The sequence below is a fragment of the Aliidongia sp. genome (assembly GCF_035943795.1).
GTDB lineage: Bacteria > Pseudomonadota > Alphaproteobacteria > ATCC43930 > CGMCC-115725 > Aliidongia.
Genome location: NZ_DASZBY010000066.1, coordinates 106,791 through 127,150, shown reverse-complemented (window position 1 = coordinate 127,150; position 20,360 = coordinate 106,791). Strand labels below are relative to the sequence as shown.

Sequence of the window (20,360 nt, the reverse complement as noted above, 5' to 3'; positions counted from 1 at the left end):
GATCAATCCAGGGTCACGACGACCTTGCCGAACGGGCCGCGGTCGAGGTGCTCGAACGCGGCCGGAACCTCATCGAACCGATAGATGCGGTCGATCACCGGGCGCAGTCCCAGATGGTCGACCGCCCGGACCAGATCCTCCAGCGACCGGCGATGACCGACCCCGATGCCCTGGATCACGGCCGATTTCAGCAGCAGTTGGCCCGCCGGGCCGGAGATGTCGAAGCCCTCCAGCACGCCGATCAGCGAGATACGGCCATGGACCGCCACCGCCCGCAACGCCTGGGCCAGATGGGCGCCGCCGACGATCTCCAGCACATGGTCGGCCCCGCGGTCGCCCGTCAGGCGGTAAAGCGCATCGACCCAATCTTCCGATCGGCGATTGATGCCGTGATCGGCGCCGAGGGCACTGGCGCGGGCCAGCTTTTCGTCGCTGCCCGAGGTCACGATCACTTCGGCGCCATGGGCCTTGGCGATCTGCAGGCCGAACAGCGCCACCCCGCCGGTGCCCTGGACCAGCACGGTCTCGCCGGCGCGCAGGTGCCCGCGCTCGATCAGCGCGAACCAGGCGGTCAGGCCCGCGATCGGCAGGGTGCTGGCCTCCGCATCGTCGAGGCTGGTCGGCGCCGCCACGAACCAATCCTCGGGGAACACCACGTAGTCGGCCAGCACGCCCGGATAGGCACCGCCCAACGTCCGGCTGGGCGGCACGCGGGCGGAACCGGCAGGCTTGCCCTCGATCCAGCCGGGCGAGAAGAACGAGATTACCCGCTGGCCGGGCGCGAAACGCGTGGCGCCCGCCCCCGCCGCTACGACGGATCCGGCCATGTCGGAGGCGGGGACGAACGGGAACGCCAGCGGCAATCCCATGCCGCTCTCCATCACCAGCCTGTCGCGGTAGTTGAGCGACACCGCGGACACCTTGACCAGCAGTTCGCCCGGACCCGGCTCGGGGATCGATACCTTTTCCGGCGCCAGGGATCCCCGTCCGATCGTCTTCAGCGTCCATCGCCGCATCGTCTCGCCCATCGCCTCGTCCTCGCCATTGAGTGATGACGAAGCGTAACGGTGCGCGGTTGGACCCAGTGGCGATATTAAATCCGCCAATCGTCGCCTCAAGCGCTACAATCGAACGTCCGAGGAGGAAAGATGCGGGATCGGCTGGATGGTGTCGCGGTGTTCGTGGAGGCGGTCGAGGCCGGCAGCTTCGCCGGGGCGGCGGCGCGGTTGGCGCTCTCGCGCTCGGCGATCGGCAAGACCATAGCTCGCCTGGAAGCGCGGCTCGGCGTGCGACTGTTTCATCGCACCACCCGGACCCAGAGCCTGACCGAGGAGGGGCATGCCTATCACGAACGCTGCCTGAAGGCGCTCGAGGAACTGCGTGCCGGCGAGGCGGTGCTGGAATCGGGCCGGCGCGAAGTGGCCGGCCGGCTCCGCGTGTCGGTGCCGGTGCTGTTCGGCCGGTATTGCGTCGCGCCGATCCTGCTGGACCTGGCCCGGCGGCATCCGAAGCTGACGCTCGACCTCAACTTCAGCGACCGCCCGGTCGACCTGATCGAGGATGGCTATGACCTGGCAGTCCGCAACGGATCCTTGCGCGACGCCGGCGAGCTGGTCACCCGCGGGTTGGCGGTCCAGCGCATGGTCGTCTGCGCTGCGCCCGCCTATCTCGCCGCCAGGGGTGTGCCGCGGAGCGTCGTCGATATCGCCCATCATGACGCCGTGACCTACTGGCGCGCCGACCATGTCCGGTCCTGGCTCGTGCCCGGCACGGATGGACGGCACGTCACCGTGGCGCCGAAGTCGCGCGTCCGGCTCGACGATCTGGAAGCGATCGCCGACGCGGCCACGGCCGGCATGGGGCTGGTCTGGCTGCCGTGCTGGCTGGTCGGTGCGCGCATCCGCTCCGGCGCGCTGGTGCCGGTGCTCGACGACCGACCCGGCATCGCGATCGAAACCCACGCGCTCTGGCCGAAGACCCCGCGCCTGCCCCTGCGCATCCGCCTCGCCATCGACGCATTGGTGACGGAGCTGCCGGGTCTGGTCGATCCTTGATCTTAGGAGGTCGCTGCCGCCCGGGGCGGCGCAATGCGGGGGCCGAGCGAGGCCAGCAGCCATTGGCGGAACAGCGCGATCGTCGGCTGGTCCGCCGTCTCGGTCGGGACCACGACGTAGAAGCCGCCTTCCTTGTGGGGCAGGGTCACCTCGAACGGCGCGATCAACCGGCCGGCGGCGATGTCGACCTCGACGAACGAGGTGCCGGCGAGGGCGACGCCGGCACCGTCGATCGCGGCCTGCAGCGCCACCATCATCAGGTCGAAACTGAGCCCCCGCCGCTCGGCGATTGCTACCGGCGCGCCGGCGGCCTCGAGCCAGAGCGGCCAGGCTTCGCGATAATGCTCGACATGGATCAGGGTGTGGTCGGCCAGGTCCGACGGCTGGCGCAACGGCCGATTGCCGGCCATCAGCGCCGGGCTGCATACCGGAAACCAGCTTTCCTGCATCAGCCAATCGGCGCGCAGACCCGGCCAGTCGCCCGTGCCGTAGCGGATGCCCAGGTCGATGCCCTCGCTGCGAAAATCGACCGAACGCATGGTCGTGCTGATGCGCACCTCGATATCGGGATACGCCTCCTGGAAATTGATCAGCCTCGGCACCAGCCACTTGGCGGCGAGCGAGGGGATGGTCGAGACCGTCAATACCCGCTGGCGTTCCGGCTGGACCAGCCGCTGGGTCGCGCGACGCAGGTCCTCGAAGGCGGCGCGCACCGCCGGCAGATACTCCTGCGCGGCACGGGTGAGCAGCAGCGCCCGGTTCTGCCGGACGAAGAGCTGGACGTTCAGCTGCTCCTCGAGCCGCTTGATCTGGTGGCTGATCGCGGCCTGGGTCACGTTCAGCTCCGCCGCGGCCAGCGTGAAGCTCAGCAGCCGGGCCGAGGCCTCGAACGCGCGCAGGCCGTTGAGCGAGGGCAAATGGACCGTCATCGCTCGATCTTATCATGACAAAATATAATGTGAACCCGCACAAAGCGTCGTTTGTCGTGCGGGCGTGAAACGCCTATCTCCTGGAAGCCGCCAAGATCGATAAAATAATGTCGTGTCGACGCGGCATGGAGTCCGGATGATGAGCACGATGATTTCCGCGGTTGCCGCCCCGCTGCCCGCCTTCGCCCGCGCCGCCGCCTTCGCCGTCCTGGCGATTGCGATGATCGGCATGGCCGAACTGTGGCACCGCGGTGTTGCGGCCGACCCGGCCGAACCGGCCCCGGTCGCGACCGAGGCGGCCCAGCCGCTCGTGATGGCGCCCACCGCCGCCGACATGTGGCACCTCTAGGCGCCTGGTCGATACTTCGATTTACCGTTCATCGGCCGGCGATCCTTCCCTCTACCGCTTGCGGGAGGGGTTGGTGCGGTTCGGCACCAGCGATCAGTGCGGCACCGCGTCGCCGGCCGGTCGTTCTTCCGTGCCCAGCGCGTCGGCGAGGCGCGCCGTGGCGCTGCCGCGTTTCAGTGGTTGTTGCTGGCTGGCGGCAGGCGCCCAGCCGGTCAGGTTGATCAGCTGAAAGGTCGCGGGAACCCGGCCATCGGCGTCGCCGAACCGCTCTCGATAGATCTCTGCCGCGCGCAGGAACAGGGCGCGCCGTGAGCCGCCGCGCTGGCGGGCCGCCTGCGCATTGGTCTCGCCCATGGCGCGCAGGTCCTGCATCAGCGCGAACAGGTGCGGATAGGTGACGGTCAGGGTCTCGCTGTCGACCACCGGCAGGGCCAGCCCCGCACGCTGTAGCAACGCGCCGCAGTCGGGCACGTCGGCGAAGGGCGAGACGCGCGGCGCGGCGCCGCCGGCGACCTCGATCTCGGCCTGCATCAGCACTTCCTGCAACTCCCAGAGCGTGCGGCCGCCATAGAGTGTCGCCAGCAGCAGCCCATCCGGTTTGAGGATGTGGCGCAGCTGCAGCAGCGCACCCGGCAGGTCGTTGGTCCAATGCAGCCCCAGCGCGCTGACGACCAGGTCGAAGCTCGCCGCGCGGAACGGCAGCGCCTCCGCCTCGCCGACTACACCCATCGGCTGCTGCCGGGCGAAGCGCCAGGCCGGGTCGAACGAGACGATGTCGGGCGCCTGGCCCGCCTCGGCCAGCAGGGCGGCGAGGCCGCCGTCGCCGACGCCGAGGTCGAGCACCCGGGCAAAGCGGTGGCGAACGTCGTTCAGCCGGTCGATCAGCCGTTCCTGGACGGCGCGATGCAGGAAGCGGGTGTCGCCCGGAAACAGTGCCGACCGTTCGCGGTGGCGGCGCACGGCCGCGCGGTCGAAGATGATGATGTCGTCGCTCATGGCGGCGGACTATGAACCGCCCGGTCCCCCGCTGCCAAGCTTGCCCGCGCGGGCGGTCCCGCGCAGAGTGGGGATGGCTGAGGCAACCGAAGCAAGCTTCCATGGATCTCGACGATGCGGTCGATCCCGCCCGGTTCGAGGGCACCCGGCGCCGGCTGGTCGCGGCCGGCCGGATGGTGCTGGACGCGCTGCTGCCGCCGCGCTGCCTGTCGTGCGGCGGGGCCGTCGAGACCCAGGGCGCGCTATGCGCCGCCTGTTGGCAGAACATCAGCTTTCTGGGTCCGCCGTGCTGCGCCTGCTGCGGCCTGCCATTTCCCTATGATGCGGGCCTGGGCGCCGAATGCGCGCAATGCGTCGCCTATCCGCCGCCCTATGGCCGGGCGCGCGCGGTCTTTGCCTATGACGATCATTCGCGCCGGCTGATCCTCGCGTTCAAGCATGCCGACCGGCTGCACGGCATGCCCGCCTTCGGCCAATGGCTCGCCCGCAGCGGGGCGGAACTGCTGGCGACGGCCGACCTGGTGGCGCCGGTGCCGCTGCATTGGACCCGGCTGTTCCGCCGCCGCTTCAACCAGTCGGCCCTGTTGGCCCAGGCCGCGGTTGCGGCCTGGACGCCGCGCGCTGCCACTGCCCCGCGCTTCGCCCCCCGAATTGCTGGTCCGCCGGCGGCGCACCCGCAGCCAAGGCCACCTGTCGCGCCTGCAGCGCGCCGAAAACGTGCGCGGCGCTTTCGCCGTAAAACCGGGCGTGGCGGTTGCCGGCAAACGCATCCTGCTGGTCGACGACGTGCTGACCACCGGCGCCACGATCGAGGCCTGCGCCCGCGTGCTGAAGCGCGCCGGTGCGACCGAGGTCGACGTGCTGACCCTGGCCCGCGCAATGCGCCTGCCGGGCGGGGCGGCCCCTTGAGACTTGCAAGGCTGCAGTCACTGGCAACGGCGCCCGATCTCGCCTATATCGCAAGAGACCTTATTATTTCCCGGAGAGTCCCTGTGGCCCAGGTGGAAGTCTATTCGACGATGTTCTGTCCCTATTGCGCCCGCGCCAAGTCCTTGCTGGGCAAGAAGGGCGTCGAGTACGTGAATATCGACGTGATGGAGGAACCCGCGCGGCGCGACGAGATGCTGAGCCGCGCCGGCGGCCGCACCTCGGTGCCGCAGATCTTCATCAACGGCGAGCATATCGGCGGCTGCGACGATCTCTATGCGATGGATCGCGCCGGCCAACTCGACGCCAAGCTCGCTTCCTGAGCCTCGAACCGGACGGAGACCTCATGGTCGATCGTATCACAGTCGCCTGCCTGCAGATCTCCGCCGGCCGCGAGGTCGACCCCAATCTCCAGACCATCGGCGACATGACGCGCCGGGCCCGCGACGCCGGAGCGGGCTTCATCCTGACGCCGGAAGTGGCGGTCATGCTGGAGCCCAAGCGCGAGCCGAAATTCGCCAAGGCCGAGGACGAGGCGAACCCGCACGCGATCAGCTTCTTCGCCGAGCTGGCGCGCGAGACCGGCGCCTGGCTGCTCGCCGGCTCGATGGCGGTCAAGCTGCCCGACGAAGACCGGCTCGCCAACCGGTCCTACCTGTTCGCGCCCGACGGCGGCATCGCCGCGCGCTACGACAAGATCCACATGTTCGACGTCGACCTGGCCGGCGGCGAGAGCTATCGGGAATCCTCACAGTTCCGGCCCGGCGAGGCGACGGTCGTGGTTGAGACGCCGTTCGCCCGCGTCGGCCTGACCGTCTGCTACGACCTGCGCTTTCCCGCACTCTACCGCGCGCTGGCCCAGGCCGGCGCCGAGATCCTGACCATCCCGTCGGCCTTCGCGGTCGCGACGGGCCGCGCCCACTGGCACACCCTGCTGCGTGCGCGGGCGATCGAAACCGGCTGCTTCGTGCTGGCGCCGGCCCAGACCGGCACCCACGCCGAGGGCCGCAAGACCTATGGCCACTCGCTCATCGTCGATCCCTGGGGCGAGGTGCTGGCCGATGGCGGCGAGGCGGTCGGCATCGTCACCGCCGAGCTCGATCTGGGCCGCATCGCCGAAGCACGCCGGATGGTGCCGTCGCTGCAGCACGACCGCCCGTTCGCGCCGCCCCGACTGGCCTGACCCATGTCACAGCGGTACGAGATCGCGTCCCTTGACCGCTGCCAGGCGCTGCACCGCCTTGGGATTGGGCGCGTAGTCGATGCCATGCTCGAAACCGACGACCGTGAGCAATGGACCGAACACCCGGATCAGTTCGTTCGGCCGCAGCAGGTAATTCTCGGAGCTGGGTCGGCCGAACTCGCCCTGGCCGACCGCGAAGGTCTCGTAGATCAGCACGCCGCCCGGCGTCAGCGCGTCCGCCAGGATCGGCAGCAGCGGCCGGTGCAGGTAGTTGGTGACGACGATGCCGGCGAACTGCCGGTCTCCGAGCGGCCACGGGCTGCCGTCTTCCAGATCGGCCCGGATCCGCGCGACCGGTCCGTCCGCCGCCAGATCCGCCATGCCGTCGAGGTTGTGGTCGACCGCCGTGACTGGATGGCCGCGCCCGGCGAAGAAGCGCGCATGGCGCCCGGCCCCGGCCGCCAGGTCCAGCACCGCGCCGCCCTTTTCCACCAGATGGGCGAACCGGCGCACCCACGGCGACGGCACGCCCAGCGGATCGCTCATTGCCTGCCCCCGTCCCACCCGAAGCTCATGCACATCCGATGATCCTCTACGAACTGCGCTGCCCGTCCGACCATAGGTTCGAAGGCTGGTTCCGCAACAGCGACGCGTTCGAGGCCCAGCAGTCGGCCCAGGAAATCGCCTGTCCCGTGTGCGGCGACAAGCAGGTCGATCGTGCGCTGATGGCACCTGCGGTCGGCCGCAAATCGAATAACCTGCCCGACCCGGCCCAGGCGATCACGCTGCTGCGCACGCTGCGCAAGGTGGTCGAGGAAAGCCACGAGAACGTCGGCGACCGCTTCGCCGAGGAAGCCCGCAAGATCCATTACGGCGAGACCGAGCAGCGCGGCATCTACGGTCAGGCGACCGAAGACGAAGCCGAGGAACTGGCCGACGAGGGCATCGAGATCGGTCGGCTGCCCTGGATGCCGCTGGCGGATTCGTAGGGCGTCCGGCCCAGGCTCCCGTGATCAGATCGACTGGTCGTCGTTGCCGCCGAAATCGCTGCCTCCGTCGTCGAAGCTCGCATCGGTGAAACCGTCGTCCTGCAGGTTTGCGGGGTCCTGGGTGAAGTCGGTCTGCTGCTGGCCGCCGCCGGGCGCATCGTAATAATTGTTGTTGACGACCTCGGTGATGTTCTCGGTCGGGCCATAGCCCCCGCCGAAACCGCCGCCGCCCCAGGGGCCGCCGCCATAGCCGCCCCAGCCGCCGTGATGGCCGGAGAACAGGGATTCCATGCCCTCGAACAGCAGCATGCCGCCGGCCACGCCGACCGCGGTCTGGGCGGCGCTCTGCAGGAAGCCCGAGGTCTGGCTCGGCTGCAGCACCGGGGCGGCATAGACCGGCTGGGTATAGGCCGGCTGCGCGTAGGGTTGGGCCGGACGGGCCCAGGGGTTGGCAGGGGGCACGCTGCCGGCCGCCGGCACGCTGGGGCTGCCACCGAACAGGCCGCCGAGGAAGCTGCCGCCGGACGCGGGCGCGGTCTGCTTGGCGTCGGCCAGCTGGCGTTGCAGATCGGCGATCTGGGCCTGAGCCGAGCGCAGGGCGAAATCCTGCATCAGCGTGGTCTGCGCCAGGATATAGCTCGTGTCGGGGCGGGCCTGGACAAGGTCGCGGATCAAGGCGACCGCCTCCTCGTCCTTCTGCTGAGCGGGGGCGTTGCGGATACGATCCGCAAGGCCGTTCAGCAATTGCCGTTCTTCGGGCGTCATGACAGATCCTCCATCGGCGAGGCGCGGGCCGCGGAACCGCGCGCGATCGCACCGACCTTCATGTGGGAAGGTCGGGAGGGCGGTGCAACGGGGTCAGGCCGCGACGATCTCGCCGGCGCGATAGCCCTGGGCATAGAGCAGGGCCGTCAGGTCGCCGTATGTGATGCGCCATTTCGCCTTGCCCGCCACGATCGGCTTGGCGCGGAAGGCTACGCCCAGGCCGGCCGCGCCGATCATGTCGAGATCGTTGGCGCCGTCACCGGTCGCGAGCGTGGCCGCGAGCGGCAGCGACGCCTCGGCCGCGAGCCGGACCAGGGTCTCGAGCTTTGCCTCGCGGCCCAGCACCGGGGGCACGACCCGGCCGGTCAACTTGCCGCGCTTCACCTCCAGCATGTTGCCGAATTCCCGATCGACGCCCAATTCGCGCGCGACGAGCGCGGTGTAGCAGCGGAAGCCGCCCGACACGATCGCGGTCCGGGCGCCGTTCGCCTGCATGGTCGCGACCAACGCCCGGGCACCCGGCATGTAGCGGATCAGCTTGGCGCTCTCATCGAGTACGTTCTCGCCGAGCCCGGCCAGCAGCTTGACACGGGCGTCCAGCGCGCCGCGGAAATCCAGCTCGCCGTTCATGGCGCGGGCGGTGATCCGGGCGATCTCCTGGCGCTTGCCGACATAGTCCGCCAGCTCGTCGAGCATCTCGTTCTCGATCAGCGTCGATTCCATGTCGGCGATCAGCAGCCGCTTGCGCCGCTCGGCCGTGGGCTGGGCCAGCACGTCGACCGGGGCATCGCCCAGCAATGCGCGTGCGGCAGCATCGGCCTGGTCGTCGTTCAACTCGGCGAAGGGTACGTCGCAGGCGGTGCCGGGGGCGAGCCAGTCCGGTCGCCCGACGTCGGCGCCCAGGTGCCGCAGAGCGTCGGCGATGGCATCGACGGTCTCGGCGGCGAGGCCGTCACGGGCGGCGGCGATCAGGGTCAGGACATGGTCGGTCATGGCCGCCCTTATCGCGGGCGGCCGGGGTTCTGTCCAGCCTCGTCGCTGACCGCCAACCCTGGTATTGCTGCGACCATGTCCGGAAAGCTCATCATCGTCGCCGGTCCCACGGCCAGCGGCAAATCCGCTCTGGCGCTGGGGATCGCACGCGCCTTCGATGGCACGATCATCAATGCCGACAGCATGCAGGTCTATCGCGACCTGCGGATCCTGACGGCGCGGCCCGACGATGCGGCGCTGGCGGCGGCGCCCCATCGGCTCGACGGAATTCTCGACGGGGCCGAGCTTTGTTCGGCCGCGCGCTGGGCGGCGCTGGCCCATGGCGAGATCGCGGCGGCCCATCGGGCGGGCCGCCTGCCGATCGTGGTCGGCGGCACTGGGCTTTACCTCCGCACGCTGCTGCAGGGCATCGCGGCGGTGCCGGAAATTCCCGATGCCATGCGCGAAGCGGCCCGGGCGCGCCACCGCGAGGTCGGTGGTGAGGCATTCCGCGTGGAACTGGCAAGGCTCGATCCCGCCGCGGCCGGGCGCCTGCCGGCCGGCGACAGCCAGCGGCTGGTCCGCGCCTATGAAGTGGTTGCCGCGACCGGGCGGACGCTCGGCGACTGGCAGCGGGCCGGGGCGCAAGACGTACCGCGCTACGACAGCCGGCAGTTCGTACTGCTGCCGCCGCGCGACGCGCTCTATGCCGCCTGCGACGGCCGTCTGCAGGGGATGATCGCGGCCGGTGCGCTGGACGAGGTGGCCGCGCTGATCGCGCGCGGCCTGTCCCCCGACCTGCCCATCTGCAAGGCGGTCGGCGTGCCGGAACTGGTGCGCCATCTGGCCGGCGAGCTGGATCTGGCGACCGCGACGGCCGCGGCGCAGCAGGCGACGCGCAACTACGCCAAACGCCAATTTACCTGGTTTCGCAGGCAGTTAGCCGATGCTGAAATTTTAGACACGCAACTTTCGCATAGTTTACATGCGTCCGTTTGTCAGAAAATTCGCGATTGGACTTGACCCGCGCAATCTCCGCTCGCTAGTTTCCGCATCCCTGCAAAGGTGCGGGGCAAAGTCCGAGGAGCTGTATGATGACTGGCGGAACGACGTCCACGGGATCCGAAGCACGCGCGCTGAACGGCGCGGAAATCGTGCTGAAGGCGCTCGTAGACCAGGGCGTCGAGGTCATCTTCGGCTATCCCGGCGGCGCGGTATTGCCGCTCTACGACGCACTCTATCAGCAGAATTCGATTCGCCATATCCTGGTGCGCCACGAACAGGCGGCGGTTCATGCGGCGGAAGGCTATGCCCGCTCGACCGGCAAGGTCGGCGTCGTGCTGGTGACGAGCGGCCCCGGCGCCACCAATGCCGTGACCGGCCTGACCGACGCGCTTCTGGACTCGATCCCGGTGGTCTGCCTGACCGGCCAGGTGCCGACCCATCTCATCGGCAACGATGCGTTCCAGGAGGCGGACACGACCGGCATCACCCGGCCGTGCACGAAGCATAACTACCTGGTCAAGGACATCGGTAAGCTGGCCCGCACGGTGCACGAGGCGTTCTTCGTCGCGCGCAGCGGCCGGCCGGGTCCGGTCGTGATCGACCTGCCCAAGGACATCCTGGTGGGCGCCGGCGTCTATACCTCGCCCGATGCAGTCGAGCACAAAACCTATCGGCCGCGCATGGAGCCGGCGCCGGAAGGCATCGAGGCGGCGGCCCAGCTGCTGATGGGCGCCAAGAAGCCGATCCTCTACGGCGGCGGCGGCATCATCAATTCCGGACCGGAGGCGAGCCGGCTGCTGGCGGAACTGGTCGAGTTGACCGGCTTTCCCTGCACGCTGACCCTGATGGGCCTGGGCGCGCTGCCGGCATCGGATCCGCGGTTCCTCGGCATGCTGGGCATGCACGGGACCTACGAGGCGAACCATGCCATGCATGACAGCGACGTCATGCTGGCGATCGGCGCGCGCTTCGACGACCGGGTGACCGGCCGGATCAACGCCTTCGCGCCCCATTCCAAGAAGATCCAGATCGACATCGACCCATCCTCGATCAACAAGAACGTCCGGGTCGACATCGGCATCGTCGGCGACGTGACGGCCAGTCTGAAGGCGCTGATCGCGACGATGAAGGCGCGCGGCTATCGCAAGGATCCGAAGACACTCGCGCCCTGGTGGGCCGAGATCGACCGGCGCCGGTCGCGCAATTGCCTGGCCTATTCGGACACGACCAAGATCATCAAACCGCAATATGCCATCGAGCGGCTGCATGCGCTGACGCAGGGCTACGACACCTACGTCACGACCGAGGTCGGCCAGCATCAGATGTGGGCGGCGCAGTTCTTCAAGTTCGAAGGGCCGAACCGCTGGATGACCTCGGGCGGGCTCGGCACCATGGGCTACGGCCTGCCGGCGGCGATGGGCGTGCAGATCGCGCATCCAGACGCGCTGGTCATCGACATTGCCGGCGAGGCCTCGATCCTGATGAACATCCAGGAGATGTCGACGCTGGCCCAGTACCGGTTGCCGGTGAAGGTGTTCATCCTCAACAACCAGTACATGGGCATGGTCCGTCAGTGGCAGGAACTGGTCCATGGCGGGCGCTATTCGGAGAGCTATTCCGAGGCGCTGCCGGACTTCGTCAAGCTGGCCGACGCGTTCGGTGCCACCGGCCTGCGCGTCAGCGCCGTCTCGGACCTGGACGATACGATCCGGCGCATGATCGAGACGCCGGGACCGGTCATCGTCGACGTCGCGGTCGACCCGACGGAGAATTGCTTCCCGATGATCCCGTCGGGCGCGGCGCATAACGAGATGCTGCTGGGACCGGAAGATCGGCCTGGCACCACGTCGGGCGCGGAGGAGGGGATGGTGCTCGTATAGAGCGGCCGTCCCTCTATCCGTCCTACCGCCCGCACGAGGAAGCACCCCATGGCTCCGATCCAGACCGCCACCGAGCGCCACACCATCGCCGTCGTCGTCGACAATGAACCGGGCGTGCTCGCCCGCGTGATCGGCCTGTTTTCCGGCCGCGGCTACAATATCGAAAGCCTGACCGTCGCCGAGGTCGAGCGCAGCAACAGCCTGTCGCGCATCACGCTGGTGACGTCGGGTACGCCCATGGTGATCGAGCAGATCAAGGCGCAATTGTCCAGGTTGGTGCCTGTCCATACCGTGAAGGACCTGACCGAGGAGGGCCCCCATGTCGAGCGCGAGCTGGCGCTGATCAAGGTGGCCGGGACCGGCGAGCGGCGCATCGAGGCCCTGCGCCTTGCCGAGATCTTCCGGGCGCGGGTCGTCGATTCGACCATCGAATCCTTCATCTTCGAAGTGACCGGGTCGAGCGAGAAGCTCGACGCCTTCATCGAACTGGTGGCGCCGATCGGCCTCGTCGAACTGGCCCGTACCGGCATCGCCGCCATGTCGCGCGGCACCGTGGCACTGTAAGTTTCATCCCATCACGCCTGCGCCGCCCGAACCGGCGCCCCAACGAGAGTACGAACGATGCGCGTCTATTACGATCACGATGCCGACGTGAACCTGATCAAGGGCAAGAAGATCGCCGTGATCGGCTATGGCAGCCAGGGCCATGCCCATGCCAACAACCTCAAGGACAGCGGCGTCAAGGATGTCGTGATCGGCCTCAGGCCCGGCTCCGCCACGGCCAAGAAGGCCGAAGCTGCCGGCTTCACGGTCAAGTCCGCCGCCGAGGCCGCCAAGGGTGCCGACGTGGTCATGGTACTGACGCCGGATGAGCTGCAGGCCGACATCTGGGAAAACGAGCTGAAGCCGAACCTGCGCGAGGGGGCGGCCATCGCGTTCGCCCATGGCCTGGCCGTGCATTTCAAGCTGATCGAGCCCCGGCCCGACCTGGACGTGTTCATGATCGCGCCCAAAGGCCCGGGCCACACCGTGCGCTCGGAATATCAGCGGGGCGGCGGCGTGCCCTGCCTGGTCGCGGTCGCGCAGAACCCGTCGGGCAATGCGCTCGAGATCGCGCTGTCCTACGCCTCGGCCATCGGCGGCGGCCGGGCCGGCGTGATCGAGACGACGTTCAAGGAAGAATGCGAGACCGACCTGTTCGGCGAGCAGGCCGTGCTGTGCGGCGGCCTCACTTCGCTGATCCAGGCCGGCTACGAGACCCTGGTCGAGGCCGGCTATGCGCCGGAGATGGCCTATTTCGAGTGCCTGCACGAGGTGAAGCTGATCGTCGACCTCATCTATGAGGGCGGCATGGCCAACATGCGCTACTCGATCTCGAACACGGCCGAATACGGCGACTATACCCGCGGCCCCCGTATCGTCACGGCCGAGACCAAGGCCGAGATGAAGCGCGTGCTGGACGACATCCAGTCCGGCCGCTTCGCCCGCGACTGGGTGCTGGAGAACAAGGCCGGTCAGGCGAGCTTCAAGGCGATGCGCCGCCGCAATGCCGAGCATCCGATCGAGCAGGTCGGCGAGAAGCTGCGCGCGATGATGCCCTGGATCGCCAAGAACCGCCTGGTCGACAAGACCAAGAACTGAGGTCGGGAAACCGGCACCCGTTCTTTATCCCTTCATTCCCGCGAAAGCGGGAATGAAGGCCTATGTTTTTGATGCCGTGAACCGATCGAACAGCGCCTGTCCGCGGGGCACGCCCAATCCGGTGCAGGCGTTCCAACCCGGTCCGGCGGCGTAGCCCGTGTCGGTGCCCTTGGGCTTGTTGTCGCCCTCGGTGATCGGGCGCAGCAGATCCGGTTCCGCATAGAGCGTCGGCAGGAAGAAGCCGACCGGCTGGCTTGCCCGTTCGTTGATCAGTGCGACGAGACCCGCCCACAGCGGGGCGACCGCGCTGGTGCCGCCGATCACCTTCGAAACACCGTTCAGCATGACGGCATAACCGCTCGGCTGGGCCGCACTGCCGGCGACGTCGGGCACGCCGCGACCCGTGGCGGCATTGGCGGGCTTCTGGAAGTCCGGTACCGGATAAAGCGTGCTGATGCCGCCGCCGGTGCCCTCGCCGTTGCCGGTGTCGCTCCACGCCGCCTCGCTCGATATCGCCTGGCCGTCGGTCGCGATCGCCGTGCCGCCGCAGCCGATCGCCCAGGGGCTCGACGCCGGATATTGCACGTGCAGCGCCCCATCCTTGTTGCCGTTGGTCGCGAGATTGTCGCCGGAGGCGACGAACACGGAGATGCGCAGGGTCGCCGCGTCCTGGAACGCCGAATCCATCGCCTGGCGTGCCGGCCCCGACCAGGCGCTCTCGTCGATGCCCCAACTGATGGAGATCGCACTGGGCTTGTGGGCGGTGTCGTGGATAGCGGCACTGACCGCATCGACGAAGCCGGCATAGGTCGCGGGCGCGAAATAGATTGCGAGCGTGGCGCCCGGTGCCACGCCGCCCGCGACCTGCAGGTCAAGGGCGACCTCTTCGTCGGCGGCCGTCGAATGGCCGGGCGCGTTCGCGGCGCCATCGACCGGGACCGCGACGATCGTGGGCAGGGGCAGCCCCATCGCCTGGAAGGCCGCCTGGTTGTCGCCGTCGAGATAGCCGCCGCCCAGCTCGATGATGGCGATGCACTGCCCGGCGCCGGTGACGCCGATCGGGAAACCATAAAATGCGCCGATCTGGTTCGGGCGATAGCCGGCTGGGATCGGGACGCCGGTCATCGGCAGGGCCTTGGCGAAGGCGGCGGGGCGATCGTCGAGGCCCAGCACCGCCTCGACGATCGGCAGCAGCTCGACCGGCAGGCGCAGCGTGCCGGTCCGCGCGCGGAACTGCCGATCACCCTGGCGATAGAGATCGAGCGTGGTGCCGAATGCCGCCTCGCAGGCCGAGATCGGACCGGACAGCTTGACGAGGCGCCGCGCAGGTTCGACAGAGACCACGGTCAGGCCATGGTCGGCGGCGAAAGCGCGGACCCGCTGGATGTCGTCCCGGTGCCCCGTGGCGCGGTGGTCGGCCAGCGCCTTGCGCCGGTCGCCGGCGCCGGCGATCGCCTGGGTCTCGCCGATCCGGCGCTTCAGATAGAGGCTGACCTCGATCGTCGTGCCGGCAGGGACCGGACCCACCCGCACCGCATCGCTGGGTGGCGCCATCTGGCTGTCGGGAAACTCCGCGGTGTGTGCGTCGGCCATGTCGATTTCACCCGGTGTCTGGAACTTCTCCGTTGGATTGTAATCCATTGGCGCGCCGCAGGGGGCGTGATCCGCGTCTCACCCGACGATGGTTTCTCTCGATGGCCGCCGCCGGAGCCCGCAGGATCCGTCGGATTTGCCTTGAAATCGCCTCATGAATCCAATTGCGACTCCAGGGCCGACCCGTTAGACCTAGTCGCGCCCGTGCCGGACGGCGATCGTCCGGCGGATTTGCGTCCCGATGTTGATGATCATTCGTTCCGTGTCCGACCCAACCGTCCCGCCGCTCGTGCGTCGCACGAGCGCGACCGCTTCGACGCCGACCGACGGATCGCACGGAACGCTCCCCTAGACCCGCCTCGTCCAGACCCGAGCCCGACCCGACCGGCTCGGGACACCCCGGATAATTCGTTCAATCGTACCATCGAGCAAAGACACATGTTTGGATCACTACTGGGCTGGATGTCCGCCGATATGGCGATCGATCTCGGCACGGCGAATACCCTGGTCTATGTGAAAGGCCGTGGGATCGTGCTGAACGAGCCGTCGGTCGTCGCCATCCTGAACACCAAGGGCAAGAAGCAGGTCCTGGCGGTTGGCGACGAGGCGAAGCTCATGCTCGGCCGCACGCCGGGCAACATCCAGGCCATCCGCCCCTTGCGCGACGGCGTCATCGCCGACTTCGAAGTCGCCGAGGAAATGATCAAGCATTTCATCCGCAAGGTTCACAACCGGCGCAGCTTCGCCTCGCCCGAGATCATCGTCTGCGTGCCGTCGGGCTCGACCGCGGTCGAGCGCCGCGCCATCCAGGAATCCGCCGAGAGCGCTGGCGCCCGCCGGGTCTACCTGATCGAGGAGCCGATGGCGGCCGCGATCGGCGCCGGCCTGCCGGTGACCGAGCCGTCCGGATCCATGGTGGTCGACATCGGCGGCGGCACGACCGAGGTGGCCGTGCTGTCTCTGGCCGGCATCGTCTATTCGCGCTCGGTGCGGGTCGGCGGCGACAAGCTGGACGAGGCGATCATCGCCTATATGCGCCGCAACCATAACCTGTTGGTCGGCGAAGGCTCGGCCGAACGGATCAAGAAGGAAATCGGGTCGGCCTGCATGCCGGAAGACGGCGAGGGCCGGGTCATGGAGATCCGCGGCCGCGACCTGATGAACGGCGTGCCGAAGGAACTGGTGATCAGCGAGCGGCAGATCGCCGAGAGCCTGGCCGAGCCGGTCGGTGCCATCGTCGAGGCGGTCAAGGTGGCACTCGAGCATACGGCGCCGGAACTTGCCGCCGACATCGTCGACAAGGGCATCGTGCTGACCGGCGGCGGCGCACTGCTGTCCAATCTCGACTATATCCTGCGCCATGCGACCGGCCTGCCGGTGTCGATCGCCGACGATCCGCTGACCTGCGTCGCCATGGGCACGGGCCGCGCGCTGGAGGACAAGGCGCTGCGCAACGTGCTCATCAGCATGTACTGACCCGAATTCGATCCGGCCGGGTTGTCTTCCACCATGCCCTCGACGCCAGATGCCTTGCCGTTCCGCCCTGCCGGGCGCGTCATATTTGTGACGCGGCGTCGGCATCGTTGCGTTTCCGGTAAGGATTTCTTTTCCTTATCGGACGATATCAGGACATTGAGCGAAGCCTGGGGTTCGGCCCCAACGCTTCGCTCGAAGGTCGCATTCCACCCGGGGGACGTCCCGTGAAATCGCGTTCGGCACCCGTTTCGCATCTGGTCGGCCCGCTGAAATCGGCGGCGCAGCGCTTCGCCTATTCGGCGCTGGTGCTGATGTCGGTCGCGATCATGGTGATCGGCCGTGCCGACGGCAGCCTGGTCGAGCGCATCCGGACCCGAACCAACGACGTGCTGGCGCCGGTGCTGGAAGCGGTGACCCAGCCGGTCGCCGCCGTGACCAACGCGGCCGCCCATGTCCGCGCGCTGACCGACCTCTATCATGAGAACGAGCGCCTGAAGACCGAGAACGCCGCGCTGATGCAGTGGCAGCAGGTCGCGCGCCGCCTCGATAACGAGAATTCCGGCCTCCGGACCCTGCTGAACTACCAGCCGGACGGGTCGACCTGGTTCATCACCGCCCGGGTCATCGGCACCTCGGGCGGTGCCTTCTCGCGCAACCTGCTGGTCAATCGCGGCACGCTCGACAGCGTTGCCAAGGGTCAGGCGGCTGCGGCCAGCACCGGCCTGATCGGCCGCGTGACCGAGGTCGGCGACCGGGCCGCCCGCGTGCTGATGATCACCGATCTCAATTCCCGCATCCCGGTCGTGATCGACGGCAGCCACGAGCACGCCATCCTGGCCGGCGACAATACCGACCGGCCGCAGCTGGCCTATCTGGGCGCCCATGCCAAGATCAACGTCGGCGACCGGGTGGTGACCTCGGGCGATGGCGGCGTGTTCCCGCCGGGCATGCCGGTGGGTACGGTCTCGAGCGTCGAGGGCCTGAACATCCGGGTCGAGCCGCTGGCCGACCTGAGCCGGGTCGAATATCTGCGCGTGGTCGATTTCGGCCTGGCCGGCGTGCTGCCGCCGGATGCGGTGCCGCAGCCCAAGCCCGCCAAGCGGGCCAAGGGCGACGCGGGGAAGGGCGAGGCCGGTCCGACGCCATGAAGGCAAAGCCGGTCGAGCCGGTCTACGGCATCGGCCAAAAGCTGGTTCCGGCCGCCTTCACCCTGGTCCTGGCGATCCTGTCCGTGATACCCCTGGGCATTCCGGGCTATGCCCAGGTGACGCCGAATTTCGTGCTGATGTCGATCTATTACTGGACGATCTATCGACCGGATCACCTGCCCTATGTGGTGGTGTTTCTGATCGGTCTCCTGGTCGACCTGCTGACCTTCGGGCCGCCGGGCGTGACACCGTTCGCGCTGCTGATCGTGCGCGCGACCGTGCTCAGCCAGCGCAAATTCTTCGTCGGCAAGCATTTCCCGATCCTGTGGTGGGGCTTCGCGATCGCAACCGCGGCGGTCACCGTGGTGATCTGGGGCGTGGGCGTGCTCTATAGCGGCCGGCTGCTCGATCCGCGCAGCTTCGCGTTCCAGGCGGTGCTGACCGCGGCGTTCTATCCGGTGCTGTCCTGGGTGTTCTCGCGCGTCCAGCGGGTCATGACGCGATGAAGACGCGCCCGCTCGCCCAGGACAAGAGCCGCTACAAGGTGCTGACCCGCCGCACCCTGATGCTGGGCGGCATCCAGGCCGGCCTGGTCGGCACGCTCGCCGCGCGCATGTATTACCTGCAGGTGCTGCAGGCCGACAAATACAAGGTGCTGGCCGAGGAGAACCGGATCAACGTCCGGCTGCTCGCCCCCCAGCGCGGCCGCATCCTCGACCGGTTCGGCGTGCCGCTCGCCGTCAACCAGCAGAGCTACCGGGTCGTCATCGTCGCCGAACAGGCCGGCGACATCGACAGCACCCTGAACGCGATCGGCACGCTGATCCCGCTGGGCGACAACGAGCGCCACCGGGTGCTGCGCGAGATGAAGCGCAAGCATTCCTTCGTGCCGATCATGGTGCGCGAGAACCTCAGCTGGGAAGAGGTCGCCCGCATCGAGGTCAATATCCCGGAACTGCCGGGCGTCCAGATCGAGGTCGGCCGCAATCGCTACTATCCGTTCGGCGATCGGGTGACCGACATCACCGGCTATGTGGCGCCGGTGGCGGAAAAGGAGCTGACCGGCGAAGCGGTCATGGAGCTGCCGGACTTCCGCATCGGCAAGGCCGGGATCGAGAAGGCCCAGGACCTGGAGCTGCGCGGCACGGCCGGCACCAGCCAGATCGAGGTCAATGCGTTCGGTCGCATCGTGCGCGAGATCAGCCGCGACGACGGCCGGCCGGGCGAAGAGATCGCGACGACCATCGACATGGCGCTGCAGGATTTCACCATGCGTCGCCTGCGCTCGGAGGAAAGCGCCACCTGCGTCGTGATCGACGTGGTGACGGGCGAGATCCTGACCATGGCGTCCTCGCCGTCCTACGATGCCAATACCTTCACCCAGGGGCTGACCAACGCGGTGTGGGGCGCGCTCAATACCGACCCGCACACGCCGCTCAACAACAAGGCGATCCAGGGCGTCTATCCGCCCGGCTCGACCTTCAAGCCGGTCGTCGCCATGGCGGCGCTGGAATCCGGCATGATCACGGCGGACTTCCGAGTGAATTGTCCGGGGGTCTTCACCCTGGGCGACCATGACTATCATTGCTGGCAGCACCGCGGCCACGGCACGCTCGACCTGCATGGCGGGCTGAAGAATTCCTGTGACGTGTATTTCTACGAAGTGGCCATGAAGATCGGCGTCGACCGCGTCGCCGCGATGGCGAACCGCCTGGGCATGGGCGAGCTGACCGGCATCGACATTCCGAACGAGCGGCCGGGCATCATCCCGACGCGGGCCTGGAAGCTCGCCCGGTTCGGCCAGCGCTGGGTCGATGGCGACACGCCGTCGATCGCCATCGGCCAGGGTTATATCGCGGGCACGCCGCTGCAGCTGGCGACCATGTTGTCGCGCATCATCTCGAACCGCGTGATCGTGCCGCGCCTGGTCCGCGCCGCCGGCGTGATGGAGCCGGGCAAGCCGTTCGATCCCGACCTGGGTGCCAAGGAATTCGCGACGCTGGATTTCAACCCGGCGCATATCGCGGCGATCCTGTCGGGCATGAACGCCGTGACCAACGAGCAGGGCGGCACCGCCTATGCCGCGCGCATCACCGATCCGGGCATGGAGATGGGCGGCAAGTCGGGCACGGCGCAGGTCAAGCAGATCACCGCGGCCGAGCGCGAGCGTGGCATCAAGAAGCCCGAGCAGCAGCCGTGGAAGGATCGCGACCACGCGATCTTCATCGCGTTCGCCCCGGTCGGCAATCCGCGCTACGCCTGCGCCGTCGTGGTCGAGCACGGCATCGGCGGCGGCAAGTACGCAGGGCCCATCGCGCGCGACGTGCTGCGCGAATGCCAGCGGCGCGACCCGTCGCGCCGCGTGCCGCCCGACCCGATGATCGTGGCCGCCGCCGAGCCGTCCGTGGGCGCGCCCGGCAGCCCGACGCCACCGCCGGAGAAGACGCCGTGAG

The 20,360-nt window shown here is 68.3% G+C and carries 21 protein-coding genes and 1 pseudogene; 15 read left to right on the top strand and 7 right to left on the bottom strand.

What is annotated here, in order from left to right; translation table 11 throughout:
- Positions 1 to 2: 2 nt before the first annotated feature.
- Entirely contained in the window at positions 3 to 1,028 is a 1,026-nt protein-coding gene (locus VGV37_RS11645) for an NAD(P)-dependent alcohol dehydrogenase (RefSeq protein ID WP_326879837.1), read from the bottom strand.
- A 120-nt stretch (positions 1,029 to 1,148) separates the two neighbouring features.
- Here VGV37_RS11645 and VGV37_RS11640 point away from each other — a divergent pair, with 120 nt between their 5' ends.
- Positions 1,149 to 2,054, top strand: a complete 906-nt coding sequence (locus VGV37_RS11640) for a LysR family transcriptional regulator (RefSeq protein ID WP_326879836.1) — start codon at positions 1,149 to 1,151, stop codon at positions 2,052 to 2,054.
- 2 nt (positions 2,055 to 2,056) lie between these two features.
- On the opposite strand, the gene VGV37_RS11635 is transcribed toward VGV37_RS11640, so the two are convergent.
- The gene (locus VGV37_RS11635; protein ID WP_326879835.1) at positions 2,057 to 2,983 is read right to left on the bottom strand and encodes a transcriptional regulator GcvA; all 927 of its coding nucleotides are present in this window, start codon (positions 2,981 to 2,983) and stop codon (positions 2,057 to 2,059) included.
- Between the two features lie 139 nt (positions 2,984 to 3,122).
- Between VGV37_RS11635 and VGV37_RS11630 the strand changes: the two genes are divergently transcribed.
- Positions 3,123 to 3,332, top strand: a complete 210-nt coding sequence (locus VGV37_RS11630; protein ID WP_326879834.1) for a hypothetical protein — start codon at positions 3,123 to 3,125, stop codon at positions 3,330 to 3,332.
- A gap of 93 nt (positions 3,333 to 3,425) precedes the next feature.
- On the opposite strand, the gene VGV37_RS11625 is transcribed toward VGV37_RS11630, so the two are convergent.
- Positions 3,426 to 4,328: a methyltransferase domain-containing protein gene (locus VGV37_RS11625; RefSeq protein WP_326879833.1), complete on the bottom strand. Its 903-nt coding sequence runs from the start codon at positions 4,326 to 4,328 to the stop codon at positions 3,426 to 3,428.
- Between the two features lie 11 nt (positions 4,329 to 4,339).
- Between VGV37_RS11625 and VGV37_RS11620 the strand changes: the two are divergent.
- From VGV37_RS11620 to VGV37_RS11605, 4 genes and pseudogenes are all read left to right on the top strand, one after another.
- A pseudogene (locus tag VGV37_RS11620) lies at positions 4,340 to 4,621 on the top strand (double zinc ribbon domain-containing protein); the annotation flags it as partial.
- Positions 4,622 to 4,766: 145 nt separating this feature from the next.
- On the top strand, positions 4,767 to 5,237 hold the full coding sequence (locus tag VGV37_RS11615; protein ID WP_326879849.1) for a ComF family protein: 471 nt from the start codon (positions 4,767 to 4,769) through the stop codon (positions 5,235 to 5,237).
- 83 nt (positions 5,238 to 5,320) lie between these two features.
- Positions 5,321 to 5,578 carry a glutaredoxin 3 gene (gene grxC / locus VGV37_RS11610; protein ID WP_326879848.1) on the top strand — a complete coding sequence of 86 codons (258 nt, stop codon included), beginning with the start codon at positions 5,321 to 5,323 and terminating at the stop codon, positions 5,576 to 5,578.
- 23 nt (positions 5,579 to 5,601) lie between these two features.
- Complete coding sequence (locus VGV37_RS11605) at positions 5,602 to 6,438, top strand: carbon-nitrogen hydrolase family protein (protein WP_326879832.1); 837 nt, start codon at positions 5,602 to 5,604, stop codon at positions 6,436 to 6,438.
- Between the two features lie 6 nt (positions 6,439 to 6,444).
- On the opposite strand, the gene VGV37_RS11600 is transcribed toward VGV37_RS11605, so the two are convergent.
- Positions 6,445 to 6,984: a class I SAM-dependent methyltransferase gene (locus VGV37_RS11600; protein WP_326879831.1), complete on the bottom strand. Its 540-nt coding sequence runs from the start codon at positions 6,982 to 6,984 to the stop codon at positions 6,445 to 6,447.
- Positions 6,985 to 7,022: 38 nt separating this feature from the next.
- Between VGV37_RS11600 and VGV37_RS11595 the strand changes: the two genes are divergently transcribed.
- Complete coding sequence (locus VGV37_RS11595) at positions 7,023 to 7,427, top strand: DUF1178 family protein (protein WP_326879830.1); 405 nt, start codon at positions 7,023 to 7,025, stop codon at positions 7,425 to 7,427.
- Positions 7,428 to 7,451: 24 nt separating this feature from the next.
- On the opposite strand, the gene VGV37_RS11590 is transcribed toward VGV37_RS11595, so the two are convergent.
- On the bottom strand, positions 7,452 to 8,192 hold the full coding sequence (locus tag VGV37_RS11590; protein ID WP_326879829.1) for a DUF2076 domain-containing protein: 741 nt from the start codon (positions 8,190 to 8,192) through the stop codon (positions 7,452 to 7,454).
- A 93-nt stretch (positions 8,193 to 8,285) separates the two neighbouring features.
- A complete protein-coding gene (gene serB, locus VGV37_RS11585; RefSeq protein WP_326879828.1) occupies positions 8,286 to 9,185 on the bottom strand; it encodes a phosphoserine phosphatase SerB in 900 nt (299 codons plus the stop codon).
- 75 nt (positions 9,186 to 9,260) lie between these two features.
- Between serB and miaA the strand changes: the two genes are divergently transcribed.
- From miaA to ilvC, 4 genes are all read left to right on the top strand, one after another.
- On the top strand, positions 9,261 to 10,187 hold the full coding sequence (gene miaA, locus VGV37_RS11580; RefSeq protein WP_326879827.1) for a tRNA (adenosine(37)-N6)-dimethylallyltransferase MiaA: 927 nt from the start codon (positions 9,261 to 9,263) through the stop codon (positions 10,185 to 10,187).
- Between the two features lie 71 nt (positions 10,188 to 10,258).
- Positions 10,259 to 12,049 (top strand): acetolactate synthase 3 large subunit, encoded by a 1,791-nt coding sequence (locus tag VGV37_RS11575; protein ID WP_326879826.1) that lies wholly within the window; start codon positions 10,259 to 10,261, stop codon positions 12,047 to 12,049.
- 48 nt (positions 12,050 to 12,097) lie between these two features.
- The gene (gene ilvN, locus VGV37_RS11570; RefSeq protein ID WP_326879824.1) at positions 12,098 to 12,613 is read left to right on the top strand and encodes an acetolactate synthase small subunit; all 516 of its coding nucleotides are present in this window, start codon (positions 12,098 to 12,100) and stop codon (positions 12,611 to 12,613) included.
- A gap of 57 nt (positions 12,614 to 12,670) precedes the next feature.
- Complete coding sequence (gene ilvC / locus VGV37_RS11565) at positions 12,671 to 13,690, top strand: ketol-acid reductoisomerase (RefSeq protein WP_326879823.1); 1,020 nt, start codon at positions 12,671 to 12,673, stop codon at positions 13,688 to 13,690.
- A gap of 60 nt (positions 13,691 to 13,750) precedes the next feature.
- On the opposite strand, the gene VGV37_RS11560 is transcribed toward ilvC, so the two are convergent.
- Entirely contained in the window at positions 13,751 to 15,283 is a 1,533-nt protein-coding gene (locus tag VGV37_RS11560; RefSeq protein ID WP_326879822.1) for a S53 family peptidase, read from the bottom strand.
- A gap of 438 nt (positions 15,284 to 15,721) precedes the next feature.
- On the opposite strand from VGV37_RS11560, the gene VGV37_RS11555 reads away from it, so the two are divergent.
- The 4 genes from VGV37_RS11555 to mrdA all read left to right on the top strand — a co-directional run bounded on the left by VGV37_RS11555 (position 15,722) and on the right by mrdA (position 20,359).
- Positions 15,722 to 16,759: a rod shape-determining protein gene (locus VGV37_RS11555; protein ID WP_326879821.1), complete on the top strand. Its 1,038-nt coding sequence runs from the start codon at positions 15,722 to 15,724 to the stop codon at positions 16,757 to 16,759.
- 224 nt (positions 16,760 to 16,983) lie between these two features.
- On the top strand, positions 16,984 to 17,907 hold the full coding sequence (mreC, locus tag VGV37_RS11550) for a rod shape-determining protein MreC (protein WP_326879820.1): 924 nt from the start codon (positions 16,984 to 16,986) through the stop codon (positions 17,905 to 17,907).
- Positions 17,904 to 18,413: a rod shape-determining protein MreD gene (gene mreD / locus VGV37_RS11545; protein ID WP_326879819.1), complete on the top strand. Its 510-nt coding sequence runs from the start codon at positions 17,904 to 17,906 to the stop codon at positions 18,411 to 18,413. The genes mreC and mreD overlap by 4 nt, the downstream gene beginning before the upstream one ends.
- Positions 18,410 to 20,359: a penicillin-binding protein 2 gene (gene mrdA / locus VGV37_RS11540; protein ID WP_326879818.1), complete on the top strand. Its 1,950-nt coding sequence runs from the start codon at positions 18,410 to 18,412 to the stop codon at positions 20,357 to 20,359. Before mreD ends, mrdA begins: the two co-directional genes overlap by 4 nt.
- The last annotated feature ends 1 nt before the right edge of the window (position 20,360 follow it).

Bases quoted from the DNA above. Each gene is read 5' to 3' on its own strand.
- VGV37_RS11645 (WP_326879837.1), bottom strand. From the start codon at position 1,028: ATGGGCGAGACGATGCGGCGATGGACGCTGAAGACGATCGGACGGGGA.
- VGV37_RS11640 (WP_326879836.1), top strand. From the start codon at position 1,149: ATGCGGGATCGGCTGGATGGTGTCGCGGTGTTCGTGGAGGCGGTCGAG.
- VGV37_RS11635 (WP_326879835.1), bottom strand. From the start codon at position 2,983: ATGACGGTCCATTTGCCCTCGCTCAACGGCCTGCGCGCGTTCGAGGCC.
- VGV37_RS11630 (WP_326879834.1), top strand. From the start codon at position 3,123: ATGAGCACGATGATTTCCGCGGTTGCCGCCCCGCTGCCCGCCTTCGCC.
- VGV37_RS11625 (WP_326879833.1), bottom strand. From the start codon at position 4,328: ATGAGCGACGACATCATCATCTTCGACCGCGCGGCCGTGCGCCGCCAC.
- VGV37_RS11615 (WP_326879849.1), top strand. From the start codon at position 4,767: ATGCCGACCGGCTGCACGGCATGCCCGCCTTCGGCCAATGGCTCGCCC.
- VGV37_RS11605 (WP_326879832.1), top strand. From the start codon at position 5,602: ATGGTCGATCGTATCACAGTCGCCTGCCTGCAGATCTCCGCCGGCCGC.
- VGV37_RS11600 (WP_326879831.1), bottom strand. From the start codon at position 6,984: ATGAGCGATCCGCTGGGCGTGCCGTCGCCGTGGGTGCGCCGGTTCGCC.
- VGV37_RS11595 (WP_326879830.1), top strand. From the start codon at position 7,023: ATGATCCTCTACGAACTGCGCTGCCCGTCCGACCATAGGTTCGAAGGC.
- VGV37_RS11590 (WP_326879829.1), bottom strand. From the start codon at position 8,192: ATGACGCCCGAAGAACGGCAATTGCTGAACGGCCTTGCGGATCGTATC.
- serB (WP_326879828.1), bottom strand. From the start codon at position 9,185: ATGACCGACCATGTCCTGACCCTGATCGCCGCCGCCCGTGACGGCCTC.
- miaA (WP_326879827.1), top strand. From the start codon at position 9,261: ATGTCCGGAAAGCTCATCATCGTCGCCGGTCCCACGGCCAGCGGCAAA.
- VGV37_RS11575 (WP_326879826.1), top strand. From the start codon at position 10,259: ATGACTGGCGGAACGACGTCCACGGGATCCGAAGCACGCGCGCTGAAC.
- ilvN (WP_326879824.1), top strand. From the start codon at position 12,098: ATGGCTCCGATCCAGACCGCCACCGAGCGCCACACCATCGCCGTCGTC.
- ilvC (WP_326879823.1), top strand. From the start codon at position 12,671: ATGCGCGTCTATTACGATCACGATGCCGACGTGAACCTGATCAAGGGC.
- VGV37_RS11560 (WP_326879822.1), bottom strand. From the start codon at position 15,283: ATGGCCGACGCACACACCGCGGAGTTTCCCGACAGCCAGATGGCGCCA.
- VGV37_RS11555 (WP_326879821.1), top strand. From the start codon at position 15,722: ATGTTTGGATCACTACTGGGCTGGATGTCCGCCGATATGGCGATCGAT.
- mreD (WP_326879819.1), top strand. From the start codon at position 17,904: ATGAAGGCAAAGCCGGTCGAGCCGGTCTACGGCATCGGCCAAAAGCTG.
- mrdA (WP_326879818.1), top strand. From the start codon at position 18,410: ATGAAGACGCGCCCGCTCGCCCAGGACAAGAGCCGCTACAAGGTGCTG.